The 14399-nt window shown below is 69.8% G+C and carries 10 protein-coding genes; 6 read left to right on the top strand and 4 right to left on the bottom strand.

What is annotated here, in order from left to right; all coding sequences use genetic code 11:
• Positions 1–7: 7 nt before the first annotated feature.
• The 3 genes from HDC36_RS09555 to HDC36_RS09565 all read right to left on the bottom strand — a co-directional run bounded on the left by HDC36_RS09555 (position 8) and on the right by HDC36_RS09565 (position 2701).
• A complete protein-coding gene (locus tag HDC36_RS09555; RefSeq protein ID WP_179566616.1) occupies positions 8–1606 on the bottom strand; it encodes a hypothetical protein in 1599 nt (532 codons plus the stop codon).
• 107 nt (positions 1607–1713) lie between these two features.
• The gene (locus HDC36_RS09560) at positions 1714–2175 is read right to left on the bottom strand and encodes a GNAT family N-acetyltransferase (RefSeq protein WP_318241168.1); all 462 of its coding nucleotides are present in this window, start codon (positions 2173–2175) and stop codon (positions 1714–1716) included.
• Positions 2176–2221: 46 nt separating this feature from the next.
• Positions 2222–2701, bottom strand: a complete 480-nt coding sequence (locus HDC36_RS09565) for a DUF3574 domain-containing protein (RefSeq protein ID WP_179566617.1) — start codon at positions 2699–2701, stop codon at positions 2222–2224.
• A gap of 238 nt (positions 2702–2939) precedes the next feature.
• Here HDC36_RS09565 and HDC36_RS09570 point away from each other — a divergent pair, with 238 nt between their 5' ends.
• From HDC36_RS09570 to otsA, 4 genes are all read left to right on the top strand, one after another.
• A complete protein-coding gene (locus tag HDC36_RS09570; protein ID WP_179566619.1) occupies positions 2940–5378 on the top strand; it encodes a TonB-dependent receptor in 2439 nt (812 codons plus the stop codon).
• Between the two features lie 146 nt (positions 5379–5524).
• Positions 5525–6277 carry a trehalose-phosphatase gene (gene otsB / locus HDC36_RS09575; protein ID WP_179566621.1) on the top strand — a complete coding sequence of 251 codons (753 nt, stop codon included), beginning with the start codon at positions 5525–5527 and terminating at the stop codon, positions 6275–6277.
• A 68-nt stretch (positions 6278–6345) separates the two neighbouring features.
• Positions 6346–8127 carry a glycoside hydrolase family 15 protein gene (locus tag HDC36_RS09580; protein ID WP_179566623.1) on the top strand — a complete coding sequence of 594 codons (1782 nt, stop codon included), beginning with the start codon at positions 6346–6348 and terminating at the stop codon, positions 8125–8127.
• Positions 8124–9491 carry an alpha,alpha-trehalose-phosphate synthase (UDP-forming) gene (otsA, locus tag HDC36_RS09585; protein ID WP_179566625.1) on the top strand — a complete coding sequence of 456 codons (1368 nt, stop codon included), beginning with the start codon at positions 8124–8126 and terminating at the stop codon, positions 9489–9491. Before HDC36_RS09580 ends, otsA begins: the two co-directional genes overlap by 4 nt.
• Before the next feature lie 77 nt (positions 9492–9568).
• Here the strand turns inward: otsA and HDC36_RS09590 are convergent, their stop codons facing one another.
• A complete protein-coding gene (locus HDC36_RS09590; protein WP_179566627.1) occupies positions 9569–9706 on the bottom strand; it encodes a hypothetical protein in 138 nt (45 codons plus the stop codon).
• Between the two features lie 89 nt (positions 9707–9795).
• Between HDC36_RS09590 and HDC36_RS09595 the strand changes: the two genes are divergently transcribed.
• Positions 9796–12225, top strand: a complete 2430-nt coding sequence (locus tag HDC36_RS09595; RefSeq protein ID WP_179567965.1) for a membrane-bound PQQ-dependent dehydrogenase, glucose/quinate/shikimate family — start codon at positions 9796–9798, stop codon at positions 12223–12225.
• Positions 12226–12540: 315 nt separating this feature from the next.
• Positions 12541–14397 carry a methyl-accepting chemotaxis protein gene (locus HDC36_RS09600; RefSeq protein WP_179566629.1) on the top strand — a complete coding sequence of 619 codons (1857 nt, stop codon included), beginning with the start codon at positions 12541–12543 and terminating at the stop codon, positions 14395–14397.
• Positions 14398–14399 lie beyond the last annotated feature (2 nt).

Raw genomic sequence — 14399 nt, forward strand, 5'->3', positions numbered from 1 at the left:
CAGGCGCTCAGTCCACCAGCACCGCGCGCGGCTTCTGCAGCGACAGCAGGCCGAGCAGCGCGGCCAGCGCCACGTAGCCGCCGGCGAACTGCCAGGCGATCAGCTTGGGCAGGCCGCTCAGCGTCCATGGCAGGTAGATGCCGCCGCGCGGATCCACCGAATGGATCAGCCCGAACAGGGTCAGCGCGGCCGCCACCAGCAGGAACACGGCGGCGCGGCGCAGGCGCCCATCGACCATCGCCGCCACCGTCGCGGTCCACAGCATCGCAGTGATGATGAAGCCATTGCCCAGGGTGAAGATCACCGCCAGCTCCGGCAACCCGTGGCCGTCCAGCGTGGTGGTCAGCGCGGCCAGCTTGTCCGCCGGGATCCAGCCCGGCGCCTTGATCGCCAGCAGGTAGGCCACCGACGGCAGGAAGCCCAGCACCATCGCCCCGGCGTGGCGCTTGGGCGTGGCCTGGAATGCCTGGGTGGTGATGTCGATGGCCACGTACACGATGATCGGCGCCAGCACCGCCAGCGGCAGCCACTGCACCAGCCCGGCGACCAGCCCGAGCATGCCGCCCAGGCCGATGAACAGCCCGGTCAACAGCGTGTAGCCGCTGCGCGCGCCCATGTGCTTGTAGGCCGGCTGGCCGATGTAGGGCGTGGTCTGGGCGACGCCGCCGCAGACGCCGGCGACCAGGGTCGAGCAGGCCTCGACCAGCAGGATGTCGCGGGTGCGGTAGTCGTCGCCGGCGGCGCGTGCGCTCTCGCTGACGTTGATGCCGCCGACCACCATCAGCAGGCCGAACGGCAGCAGCAGCGGCAGCAGCGGCACGGTGTCGGCCAGGCCGGCGACGAAGCCCAGGCTCGGCCACGGCAGCACCAGGTGCGGCGCCACCCACTGCGGCGCCTGGTAGCCGGGAATGCCGAAACCGGCCGCGTTCGACCAGTAGTACAGGCCGGTGCCCAGCACCAGCGCCAGCGGCACGCCCGGCAGGCCGTACGGCAGCCGGCCCTTGGCGATCAGCACGTACAGCAGCAGGCCCAGCACCACCAGCCCGACCAGTGGCGCGCGCAGCGTTTCCAGCAGCGGCAGGAAGCCCATCAGCACCAGCGCGATGCCGGCGATCGAGCCGAGCAGCGCGGCCCGCGGCAGCGCGCGGGTGACCGCATCGCCGAAGAACGACAGCACGGTCTTCAGCAGGCCCATCACCACCAGCGCGGCCATGCCCAGGTGCCAGGTGGCGAGCGCCGCGGCCTGCGGGTCCAGGCCCTGCTGCTTGTAGCGCACGAACGCCGGGCCGAGCACCAGCAGCGCCATGCCGATGCTGGTCGGCGCGTCCAGGCCCAGCGGCATCGCGGTGACGTCGCTGCGCCCGCTGCGCGCGGCCAGCCGGCGCGCCATCCAGGTGTACAGCAGGTTGCCGATCAGCACGCCGAACGCGGTGCCGGGAATCATCAGCGTATAGATCACTTCGGCCGGGAACTGGAACAGCCCGACCAGGGCCAGGGTGATGAAGCCGAGGATCGACAGGTTGTCGACCACCAGGCCGAAGAAACCGTTGAGATCGCCGGCGACGAACCAGCGCGGGCGCGACGAAACAGGAGCGGTGCTGGGCATGCGGGCGGTGGCTGCGTTGGGGGTCGATGGATGGTAATGGAAGCGGCGCCTGCGGATTGGCGCGCGAACAGGGATGCAGCATCCCGGCTTGCGCCTCTGCGCCGCGGCTACAGATCCAGATGCAGGAACTGGTTGAACGCGCTCGGCACGTAATCGGCGAACGCCGGTCCATTGCGGAAACCGCGTCGCCGGTACAGGCCCAGCGCCGCGTCGAAGGCCGCGCCGCTGCCGGTCTCCAGGCTCAGCCGCTGCAGGCCGGCGGCGCGTGCGGCGGCGACGATGTGCTCGAGCAGCGCCGCGGCCGCGCCCTGGCGCAGGAAGTCCGGATGGGTGCGCATCGACTTCAGTTCGCCGCCGCCATCGTCGAGCACGCGCAGCGCACCGACCGCGGCCAGCGCGTCGCCGCGCCAGACACTCCACACGGTCACGTCGGCGCGCTGCAGTCCTGACAGGTCCAGCGCATACACGCTGCCCGGCGGCGACTGCGCATGCATCTGCTGCAGGTGGTACGCGAGCAGCGCACGCACCGCCTCACCGGACAGATCGTCCTGGCGGATCGAAAACGTCACCGCCCCGCCCTTCCGAATCCCCACTCCCCACTCCCGAATCCCGGCTTCAAAACGACACCTCCACCGGCTGCCGTGACCACAGCACCGACTGGTGCCCGGTCGCCTGCTTCCACGCCAGCCGGATCGCCTCGATGTCGGCGCGGCGCTGCGGGGTGTCCTCGTGCAGGATCACCAGCACCTTGGTGTTGAGCCGGTTCGGCTCCTTGGCGCCGCGGAACAGCCACTGCCCGTAGGCATCGAACACGGTCAGGCCGTCGGGGAAGCGCGGCGTGACCTGCTTGTCCAGGAACGCGCGCCATTGCGCCTCGCTGATCGGCTCGGCCTGCGGACGATCGGCCGGGCCGCTTTCCTCGCCGACCCCGAAGTACAGCTCGCTGCGCACCCAGCCGCTGGCCTGCGCCGGCCGCGCGGCATCGCCCTGCATGGCGGCGCCGACCTTGGCCGGCGCGGTGGAAGCGGACGGCGCGACGCTGGCGCAGGCGGTCAGGGCCAGGAACACGGCAAGCAAGGGGGCACGCAACAGCATCGGCAGGTCTCGGAAGCGGAACGGAAGGACGCGATGGTAGGCGACCGTGGCGGCGCGCGCCCGATAACCGCCGGGCATCAGCTCATGCCGAACGCGGTGGAACGGACGGCTCGCCGCCGCGTTAACGATAAGATAATATATCGCTTCATCCGGATGGATGTACCCGAATTGTATTCCGCCTGCGCGGCACGGACCACCGCCGCAGCGGTCTTTGCGTCACCGCAGGAGAGAGCCCCCCATGTCGTATCCGTTCGCCCGCCCGCTGAGCCTGGCCATCGCCCTGGCCCTGTCGGCCCCCGCCCTGGCCCAGCAGGCCGATCCCGGCACCGCGACCAACCTGGACACGGTGATCGTCACCGGTACCCGTGCCAGCGGCCGCACCGTGCTCGAGTCCACCGCGCCGGTGGACGTGCTCAGCGCCGAGGACATCCGCAAGGCCGGCGTGGTCAACGGCGAACTCGGCAGCGCGCTGCAGGCGCTGCTGCCCTCGTTCAACTTCCCGCGCCAGTCCAACTCCGGCGGCGCCGACCACATCCGCGCCGCGCAGCTGCGCGGGCTCTCGCCCGACCAGGTGCTGGTGCTGGTCAACGGCAAGCGCCGCCACACCTCGGCGCTGGTCAACACCGACAGCAAGATCGGCAAGGGCACCACCCCGGTGGACTTCAACTCGATCCCGATCAGCGCGATCAAGCGCATCGAAGTGCTGCGCGACGGCGCCGGCGCGCAGTACGGCTCGGACGCGGTGGCCGGGGTGATCAACGTGATCCTCGACGACGATCCGGACAGCGGCGCGCTGGAAGCCAGCTTCGGCGCCAACCACACCGACGTGAAGCCGATCGACCGCACCGTCACCGACGGCCAGACCAGCTACGCCAGCGCCAAGGTCGGCACCCGCCTGGGCGACGACGGCGGCTTCTTCAAGGTCGGCCTGGAACTGAAGAACCGCGAGGGCACCAACCGCGCCGGCTACGACCAGATCCCGCCGTTCGAGGCGCAGACCCCGGCCAACCTGGCCCTGGCCGGCAAGCGCAACTACGTGCTCGGCGACGGCGCCAGCAAGGACCTCAACGCCTGGATCAACGGCAAGCTGCCGTTCGGCCAGACCAGCGAGTTCTATTTCTTCGGCACCTACAACCAGCGCGACACGCAGGGCGCCAACTATTTCCGCTATCCCGACAGCGACGCCAACTGGACCGAGGTCTACCCGAACGGCTACCGCCCGGTGTCGCTGGGCGAGAACCGCGACATCCAGAGCGTGGCCGGCGCGCGCGGGCAATGGGGCGAGTGGGCCTACGACGCCAGTGTCGACTACGGCCGCAACGACTTCACCTACCGGCTGAAGAACTCGCTCAACGCCTCGCTCGGCCCGGGCAGCCCGACCCGCTTCAAGACCGGCGACTACGCCTTCGAGCAGAGCGTGGCCAACCTCGACCTGAGCCGCAGCTTCGACGCCGCCGGCGCCACCCACACCGTCGGCAGCGGCGTGGAATTCCGCCGCGAGCATTACCGTACCCGTCCCGGCGACCCGGCCAGCTACGCTGCCGGCGCCTACACCGACCGCCCCACCGGCGCCCAGGCTGGCGGCGGGCTGACCCCGCAGGACGCGGCCGACCTGTCGCGCAACGTCGCCAGCGCCTACGCCAGCGTGTCCAGCCAGTTCGGCGACAAGTTCTCCACCGACCTGGCCGCGCGCTACGAGCACTACCAGGATTTCGGCGGCGAACTGACCGGCAAGCTGGCCGCGCGCTACGAGTTCGTGCCGGCGTTCGCGCTGCGCGGCGCGATCTCCAACAACTTCCACGCGCCGTCGCTGAGCCAGATCGGCTACGAAGCCACCTCCAGCGGCTACGACGCGGCCGGGCAGCTGCTGCAGGGCCGGCTGCTGTCGGTCAACAACCCGATCGCGCAGGCGCTGGGCGCGAAGGACCTGAAGCCGGAGAAATCGGTCAACTACAGCCTCGGCTTCACCAGCCGCATCGGTTCGCACTTCGACCTGTCGCTGGACCTGTTCCAGATCGACATCGACGACCGCATCGCGCTGTCCGAAGACATCAGCGGCGATGCATTGACCGCGTTCGTGGCGCAGAACTTCGGCGTCACCGGCCTGCAGAGCGCCAGCTTCTTCGTCAACGCCGCCGACACCCGCACCCGCGGCGCGGAACTGGTCAGCAACTGGCGGCAGGCGCTGGGCGACGGCCAGCTGCAGTTGACCGGCACCTGGAGCTACGCCAAGACCGAACTGAAGAACCTGGTCGCCACGCCGCCGCAGCTGCTGGCGCTGAATCCGGACTACGTGCTGTTCGGCGTGGAGGAGAGCAACACCCTGACCGACGCCGCGCCGCGCACCCGCGCCCAGTTCGCGGCGAACTGGAGCAACGACCGCTGGGCACTGCAGACCCGGGTCAGCCGCTACGGCAGCGCCACCCGCGTGTTCGACTTCGGCGACGGCTACGTGCCGCGGCAGACCTACGGCGCGGAGTGGCAGCTCGACGCCGAGGTCGAGTACCGCATCACCCCGCAGTGGAGCGTGGCGCTGGGCGGGCAGAACCTCACCGACAACTACTCCGACCGCTCCAACACCGACATCTACTATTTCGGCAACCTGCCCTACGACGTGCTGTCGCCGATCGGCAGCAATGGCGCTTATTACTACGGGCGCGTGCGGTACACCTTCTGACGAAGGTGCGGGATTGGGGATTTGGGATTAGGGATTAGGGATTCGCAACAGCGGGACCCTGCACGGCTTTTGCCAATCCCGAATCCCCACTCCCTAATCCCGGCCACTCCACTTGGCCCTAACGCTGTCTCGTTCATCATGAACGCATGGCAGACGCGCTCCCCCTCCGACCGCCGCCGCCGCGCCTGGACGATGCCTGCGCATTGTTCCTGGACGTGGACGGCACCCTCATCGAATTCGCCGATCGCCCCGACGGCGTGCACCTGCTGCCCGAGGTGCGCGAGGCGATCGGCCGCATCAGCGACCGCCTGCATGGTGCGCTGGCGCTGGTCAGCGGCCGCCCGCTGGCGCAGCTGGACGCGCTGTTCGCGCCGCTGCGCCTGCCGGCCGCCGGCCTGCACGGCCACGAACTGCGCAGCGACATCAATGCCCGCGCGGCGATGCCCGCCGACACTTCGCAATGGCTGCACGGCTTGCACCAACGCGCCGCGCACCTGCGCCAGGCGCATCCCGGCGTGCTGGTCGAAGACAAGGGCGCCAGCCTGGCGCTGCACTGGCGCGCCGCGCCGGAGGCCGGTTCGCAGGTCCTGGCCTTCGCCCAGGCGCAGATCGATGCGCTGCCCGGCTATCGCCTGCAGCCCGGCGACCACGTGGTCGAGTTCGTGCCCGAGGGCAGCGACAAGGGCCTGGCGCTGACCGCGCTGCTGCAGCAGCCGCCGTTCCAGGGCCGCCGCCCGGTGTTCGTCGGCGACGACCTCACCGACGAGTTCGGCTTCGCCGCGGCCAATGCCGCCGGCGGCTGGAGCGTGCTGGTCGGCGCGCGCGAACACAGCGCGGCGACGTTCGCCTTGCCCGATCCGCGCGGCGTACACGCCTGGTTGCGCGACAACGCCGCATGAGTACCGTGCCCAGCGGCAGCGCCCCGCTTCGCCCCCTCCCCGACCGCGCACAAGGATCCGCTTCCTCCATGAGCTCCCCCACTCTCGACCTCGGCGTGATCGGCAACGGCAGTTTCGGCGCGCTGGTCGACAAACAGGCACGCGTGGTGTGGAGCTGCCTGCCGGCGTTCGACGGCGACCCGGCGTTCTGCGCGCTGCTGTCGCCGCGCGACCACGAGGGCGGCGATTTCAGCATCGAACTGGAGGATTTCGCCGACAGCGAGCAGCACTACCTGGCCAACACCGCGATCCTGCGCACCGTGCTGCGCGACGCGCACGGCGGCGCGGTGGAAGTGATCGACTTCGCGCCGCGCTGGCGCAACCACGGCCGCTTCTACCGGCCGGTCAGCATCATCCGCCAGGTGCGGCCGCTGTCCGGCAATCCGCGCATCCGCGTCCTCGCGCGGCCGCTGGCCGACTGGGGCGCGCGCAAGCCGGAAAGCACCTGGGGCAGCAACCACGTGCGCTGGCTGCTGCCGGAGTTCACCCTGCGCCTGACCACCGACGTGCCGGTGCGCTTCATCCGCGACGAGCTGCCGTTCGTGCTCAGCCATCCGGTCAACCTGATGCTCGGCGTGGACGAATCGCTGACCCGCTCGCTGACCGGCTACATCCAGGAAGCGCAGGAGCGCACCGAGGAATACTGGCGCGAGTGGGTGCGCTACCTGTCGGTGCCGCTGGACTGGCAGGACGCGGTGATCCGCAGCGCGATCACCCTGAAGCTGTGCCAGTACGAGGACAGCGGCGCGATCATCGCGGCGATGACCACCTCCATCCCCGAAGCGCCGGACACCCCGCGCAACTGGGACTACCGCTATTGCTGGCTGCGCGACGCCGCCTTCGTGGTGCGCGCGCTGAACCGGCTCGGCGCCACCCGCACCATGGAGCAGTTCCTCGGCTACATCTTCAACATCGCCACCACCGACGGCAGCCTGCAGCCGCTGTACGGCATCGGCTTCGAGGCGGCGCTGGAAGAACACGAAGTGCCGTCGCTGGCCGGCTACCGCGGCATGGGGCCGGTGCGGCGCGGCAACCTGGCCTGGATCCAGAAACAGCACGACGTTTACGGCAGCGTGGTGCTGGCGTCCACGCAATTGTTCTTCGACCTGCGCCTGAAGGATCCCGGCGACAAGGACACCTTCCTGCGCCTGGAGCCGCTGGGCGAGCATGCGTTCGCGCTGCACGACGTACCCGACGCCGGGCTGTGGGAATTCCGCGGCCGCGCCGAGGTCCACACCTATACCAGCGCGATGTGCTGGGCCGCCTGCGACCGCCTGGCCAAGATCGCCGCGCGGCTGGGCCTGGACGCACGCGTGGCGTACTGGCGCGAACGCGCCGACACCATCCACGCGCGGGTGCTGGCCGACGCCTGGAGCGCCGAGCGCGGCCACTTCACCGATACCTTCAACGGCCATCGCCTGGACGCCTCGCTGCTGTTGCTGGCCGACATCGGCTTCATCGCCCCGGACGATGCGCGCTTCGTCGCCACGGTCGAGGCGATCGGCCGCGACCTCAAGCACGGCGACGCGCTGTACCGCTACGTGGCGCCGGACGATTTCGGCGCGCCGGAAACCAGCTTCACCATCTGTACGTTCTGGTACATCGACGCGCTCGCCGCGATCGGGCGCAAGGACGAAGCGCGCGAGCTGTTCGAGCGCATCCTCGCGCGCCGCAATCACCTGGGCTTGCTGTCGGAGGATCTAGCCTTCGACAACGGCGAGGCCTGGGGCAATTTCCCGCAGACCTATTCGCATGTCGGGTTGATCATCGCCGCGATGCGCTTGTCGCGCAGCTGGCAGGAGGCTTCATGAGCAGACTCGTAGTGGTATCCAACCGCGTGGCCTTGCCCGGCGAGAACCGCGCCGGCGGCCTGGCGGTGGGCTTGCTCGCCGCGTTGAAGGAACGCGGCGGGGTGTGGTTCGGCTGGAGCGGCAAGACCGTGCGCGGCGACAGCGGCGCGATGCACGAGCAGACCCAGGGCGACATCCGCTTCGTCACCATGGACCTCAACCGCGCCGACCTGGACGCGTACTACAACGGCTTCGCCAACCGCACGCTGTGGCCGCTGCTGCACTTCCGCCTGGACCTGGTCGACTACGACCGCGCCACCCGCGAGGGCTATCGCCGGGTCAACGCGATGTTCGCCGAGAAGCTGGCGCCGCTGCTGCGCGAAGACGACACGGTGTGGATCCACGACTACCACCTGATCCCGCTGGCCTCGCTGCTGCGCGAGCGCGGCATCGGCTGCCGCATCGGCTTCTTCCTGCACGTGCCGTTCCCCTCGGCCGACCTGATCCAGGCCCTGCCCGATCATGCGCGGCTGTTCTCCGGCTTCTACGCCTACGACCTGGTCGGCTTCCAGACCCAGCGCGACGTGGACCGCTTCCAGGCCTACGTGCGCCTGTTCGGCGGCGGCAAGGTGATCAAGGACGGCGTGCTGGAAGCGCCCGGCGGGCGCCGCTTCCGCGCCGAGAAATTCCCGATCGGCATCGACACCGAACTGATCGCGCAGCAGGCGCGCGCGGCGGTGACCAAGCCGGCGGTGCGCGACCTGCGCAGCAGCCTGCGCGACCGCCAGCTGGCGATCGGCGTGGACCGGCTGGACTACTCCAAGGGCCTGCCCGAACGCTTCCTCGGTTTCGAGCGCTACCTGGAGCGGCATCCGGACCAGCGCGGCAGCCTCACCTATCTGCAGATCGCGCCGGTCTCGCGCGGCGACGTCACCGAGTACAAACAACTGCGCAACCAGCTCGAACAGATCGCCGGGCACATCAACGGCGGCCACGCCGAGCCGGACTGGACGCCGCTGCGCTACGTCAACCGCAACTTCACCCACGCCACGTTGACCGGCTTCTACCGCGCCGCGCAGGTCGGCCTGGTGACGCCGCTGCGCGACGGCATGAACCTGGTGGCCAAGGAATACGTGGCCGCGCAGGACCCGGAGAATCCGGGCGTGCTGGTGTTGTCGCTGCTGGCCGGCGCCGCCGACGAACTCAAGGAAGCGCTGCTGGTCAATCCGCACGACCTGGACGGCGTCGCCGATGCGATCGCCACCGCCGCCTCGCTGCCCAAGGCCAAGCGCATCGAACGCTGGCAGACCATGATGGAGCACCTGCGCAAGAACGACATCGGCGTGTGGCGGCAGCGCTACCTGCAGGCGCTGGAACGGCGCTGATCCGCACCTGCCGCGGCGGCGCCATCGCCGCGCGCGGCGGGCACGCCACCGCACGCAGAACGCAGGTTTCTGCGCGGTCACGGACCGCGCACGCGGATTCCTTTAAAATCGCCGCCCATACGCCGCGTATCGAAACCCTGGGAGGGGCGCGCGACGTGCTCGTTGAGCGCCAGGTCGCCGCCGATGCAGCCGAACCAGCGCTCGATCCCCTCCACGATCTTCCTGCGCCAGCACGGCGCCGCCGGATCTTCTGCAGACCCTCTCCATGACCCCTCACTCTCCGCAACACGGACCCGGCAGCTGGCTGTTCGTCGCCTATGCCGTGGTCATCGCCCTGATCGGCGCCGCCCTGGCCGCGATGGGCGGCCAACTCGTCGCCGCCGGCGGTTCCTGGTACTACCTGCTGGCCGGCCTGGCCCTGGCCGTGTCCGGCGTGCTGCTGGCGCTCGGGCGCCGCGCCGGACTGTGGCTGTTCGGCCTGACCCTGGCCGCGACCATCGCCTGGGCGCTGGCCGAAGTCGGCCTGGACGGCTGGGCGCTGATCCCGCGCCTGGCGATGATCTCGGTGCTCGGCCTGCTGCTGTTGCCGTTCTGGAAGGTGGCGCGCTGGCGCCTGGCGCCGGTGTCCGGGCTGGGTTACGCGCTGGTCACCGGCGTGCTGCCGGTCCTCGGCGCGCTGCTGGTGTTCGTGCCGCTGTTCTTCCCGCGCACCGTCGAGCTGGCCGATCCGGCGCTGGCCGCGCAGCGCCCGCAGGACGCGTTCAGCCGCGCCACGGTGAACAGCCCCGACGGCAACGTCGCCGCCAACCACGATGCCAGCAACTGGACCGCCTACGCCGGCTCCAACCTGTCCAACCACTACAGTCCCGGCGCGCAGATCACGCCCGACAACGTCAAGGACCTGAAGATCGCCTGGGAATTCCATACCGGCGACCTCAAGCCCGCCGGCTCCAAGCTCGGTTATGCGTTCCAGAACACACCGCTGAAGGTCGGCGACCTGGTCTACATCTGCACGCCCACGCAGAAGGTGATCGCGGTCGAGGCCACCACCGGCAAGGAACGCTGGCGCTTCGATCCCAAGACCAACCCCAAGGCGATGGCCGGCGTCGCCGCCACCACCTGCCGCGGCGTGTCCTACTTCGAGGCCACCACCCCGGTCGCCGAATGCGCCAAGCGCATCTTCTGGCCGATGGTCGATGGCCGCCTGGGCGCGCTCGACGCCGCCACCGGCAAGCTGTGCGAGAGCTTCGGCGACCACGGCTACGTGGACCTGAACAAGGACACCGGCAACACCAAGCCCGGCTTTGTCGGCCCGACCTCGCCGCCGGTGGTGATGCGCGGCGTGGTGATCCAGCCCACCGGCCAGGTCCGCGACGGCCAGGAACGCGATGCGCCGTCCGGCGTGGTGCGCGCCTTCGACGCGATCAGCGGCCAGCTGCGCTGGGCCTGGGATCTGGGCAACCCGGCGCTCGACGCCGCGCCGCCGGCCGGCCAGACCTATACCCGTTCGACCCCGAACGTGTGGTCGCTGATGGCCGCCGACGACGAACTGGGCCTGGTCTACCTGCCCACCGGCAACGCCTCCGGCGACTTCTTCGGCAAGGGCCGCACCCCGCAGGAAGAGGAATACACCGCCTCGCTGGTCGCCGTGGATGCGGCCACCGGCAAGGAGCGCTGGCACTTCCGCACCGTCAACCACGACCTGTGGGATTACGACATCGGCCCGCAGCCGAACCTGGTCGATTTCCCGGTCCCCGGCGGCGGCACCCGTCCGGCGGTGATCCAGGCCACCAAGTCCGGCCAGGTGTTCGTGCTCGACCGCGAGACCGGCAAGCCGATCATGCCGGTGCAGCAACTCCCCGTGCCGCAGGGCACCGACCACGGCGACTGGACCGCCAAGACCCAGCCGGTGTCGCCGGGCATGCCCAACACCGTCGGCGCGCCGAGCAAGGGTTACGAGACCATCGTCGAATCCGACGCCTGGGGCATCACCCCGTTCGACCAGCTGGCCTGCCGCATCCAGTTCAAGCAGCTGCGCTACCAGGGCATGTTCACTCCACCCAGCCTGGGCGGCTCGCTGTCGTTCACCGGCAACCACGGCGGCATCAACTGGGGCGGCGTATCGGTGGACCTGCAGCGCGGCATCATGGTGATGAACAGCAATCGCCTGCCGTACACCGAGAACGTCTACACCCGGGAGAAGATGCACGAGCTCGGCGTGGTGTCGGTATTCAACGGCAAGAGCAAGACGCCGGGCTACATGGCGCAGGAAGGCCTGGCCTACGGCGCGCGCAAGGAACCGTGGATGTCGCCGCTGAACACGCCGTGCATCGCCCCGCCGTGGGGCTACGTCTCCGGCGTGGACCTGCGCACCCAGCAGGTGATCTGGCGGCGTCCGCTGGGCACCGGCTACGACCAGGGCCCGATGGGCATCCCGTCGAAGATGAAGTTCGAACTGGGCACGCCGAACAACAGCGGCTCGCTGGCCACCGCCGGCGGCGTCACCTTCATCGGCGCGGCGCTGGACAACTTCCTGCGCGGCTACGACACCCAGACCGGCAAGCTGCTGTGGGAAGTGCGGGTGCCGGCCGGCCCGCAGGCCGCGCCGCTGAGCTATACGGTGAACGGCAAGCAGTACATCGTCGCCGCGATCGGCGGCCACGACCGCATGGAAACCAAGCCCGGCGACAGCGTGATCGCCTGGACCCTGCCGGACGCCGCGCCGGCGAAGTAACGCCGGCCAGCTTCCCCCGGACCCGACCGGCCGTCGCAAGACGGCCGGTTTTTTTGTGCCCGGAACGCTGCCGGCCAACGGCGGCGCATTCGCGCATGTCCCCGTTGCGGGCCGAGCCATCGCCGGCGGCCTATTGCGCTGCAGCAAAAAATACAGCGTTTTCAGCGACCTATCTCGCCTATTCAGGCACGATATTTCCGACGAGCGGTCTGTGCCGCGGTCAAGCCCAGGAACCTGCCGGCCGATACTGAGAGGCACATTCAACGATTTGTCGACGCGAGCGGATTGCGCCGATCTTCCCAGCCGGTAGCCGCCATGACCTTGCCAGACGCCGCATCCCCTCGCCCGATTGGCGGCTCCCGCCTGCCCCCGCGGCCCTTGCTGTTCGCACTGGCCTATGCGCTGGGCCTGTTGGCGATGGCGCTGTACGCGTTGCACCTCGGCCGCCAGCTTGGGCCGAACGGGCCGGCGCTGGCGCGCCTGGCACCGGCACTGGCCGCCGCGGCACTGTTGGTGGCGGCGCTGTACTGGGCCGGCACGCGGCGCGCGGCGCCATCGCAACGCGCGCTGCAGGCGGTGCAGGCGCTGGGCGAAGGCCGCTTCGAGCAACGCCTCGATGGCGCCGGCGACGCCGCCGACGCCGCGCTGCTGCGCGCGGTACAGACGGCGCAGGCACGGCTGGCCGCACGCCAGGCCGAGACCGAGGCCGAACTGCGCCATGGCCGCTTCGTGATCCAGGCGCTGGACGACCTGGACACCATGATCCGCATCGCCGACGACGACGGCCGCGTGCACTTCGCCAACCGCAAGCTGCTGCAGATGCTGCGCGCGATCGAGCCTGACGTACAGAGCTTCCGCCCCGAATTCAGCGCCGAGCAGTTCGTCGGCGGCAGCATCGGCGACATCTATCCGGACAGCCAGGCGGCGATCGACCGCATGCGCGCGCTGACCGGTTCCAAGCGCGTGCGCGCGCCGTTCTTCGGCCGCCAGATCGACTTCGTCTACAGCCCGATCACCGGCGCCGACGGCGTGCGCCTGGGCACCATCGCGCAGTGGGAGGAGGTGACCGCGCAGGTCAACGCCGAGCAGGCGCTGACCGCGGTGATCGACGCCGCCGCGCATGGCGATTTCAGCCGCCGCCTGGATACCGCGTCGATGGACGGCGTGCTCAAGTCATTGGCCGAGGGCGTCAACCGCATTTCCGATTCGGTGGAGAGCAACCTGGCGGCGCTGGCCAGCGCGCTGGCCGCGCTGGCCGAAGGCGATCTCACCCATCGCGTCGACGGCGACGCGCAGGGCGTGTTCGCGCGGCTGCGCGAGGACACCAACCGCACCGTGGCCAAGCTGACCGAGATCATCGTCGGCATCCAGGGCGCGGTCGAGGCGATCCGCCGCGCGGCGATGGAAATCGCCGCCGGCAACACCGACCTGTCCGACCGCACCGAGCAGCAGGCGGCCAGCCTGGAGGAAGCCGCTAGCTCGATGGAGGAACTGACCTCGGCGGTGAAGCAGAACGCCGACAACGCGCAGCAGGCCAACGGCCTGGTGCACGGCACCGGCGAGATCGCCCAGTCCGGCGGCAAGGTGATGGACGAGGTGGTCGCCACGATGAGCGCGATCAGCACCTCGTCGCGGCGCATCGGCGAGATCATCAGCGTCATCGACGGGATCGCGTTCCAGACCAACATCCTCGCGCTCAACGCCGCGGTCGAGGCCGCGCGCGCCGGCGAGCAGGGCCGCGGTTTCGCCGTGGTCGCCTCGGAAGTGCGCTCGCTGGCGCAGCGCTCGGCGGACGCGGCCAAGGAGATCAAGCAACTGATCGAAGACTCCACGCAGAAGGTGACGCTGGGCTCGGGACTGGTGAACCGCGCCGGCGCCACCATGCACGAGATCGTCGGCTCGGTGCAGCGCGTGACCGGGCTGATCGGCGAGATCAGCGCCGCCAGCGCCGAACAATCCAGCGGCATCGAGCAGGTCAACCGCACGGTGATGCAACTGGACGAAGTGACCCAACGCAACGCCGCGCTGGTGGAAGAAGCCACCGCCGCGGCGCGCAGCATGGAAGAACAGGCCGGCGGCCTGGCCACCGCGGTGGCGGTGTTCCGGATCGAGTCCAATCGCGCGCAACCGGGTGGCGGCAAGGTCACCTCGCTGCTACGCGGCGTGCGCTGAGC

Source organism: Xanthomonas sp. JAI131 (assembly GCF_013410075.1).
Lineage (GTDB): Bacteria > Pseudomonadota > Gammaproteobacteria > Xanthomonadales > Xanthomonadaceae > Xanthomonas_A > Xanthomonas_A bonasiae.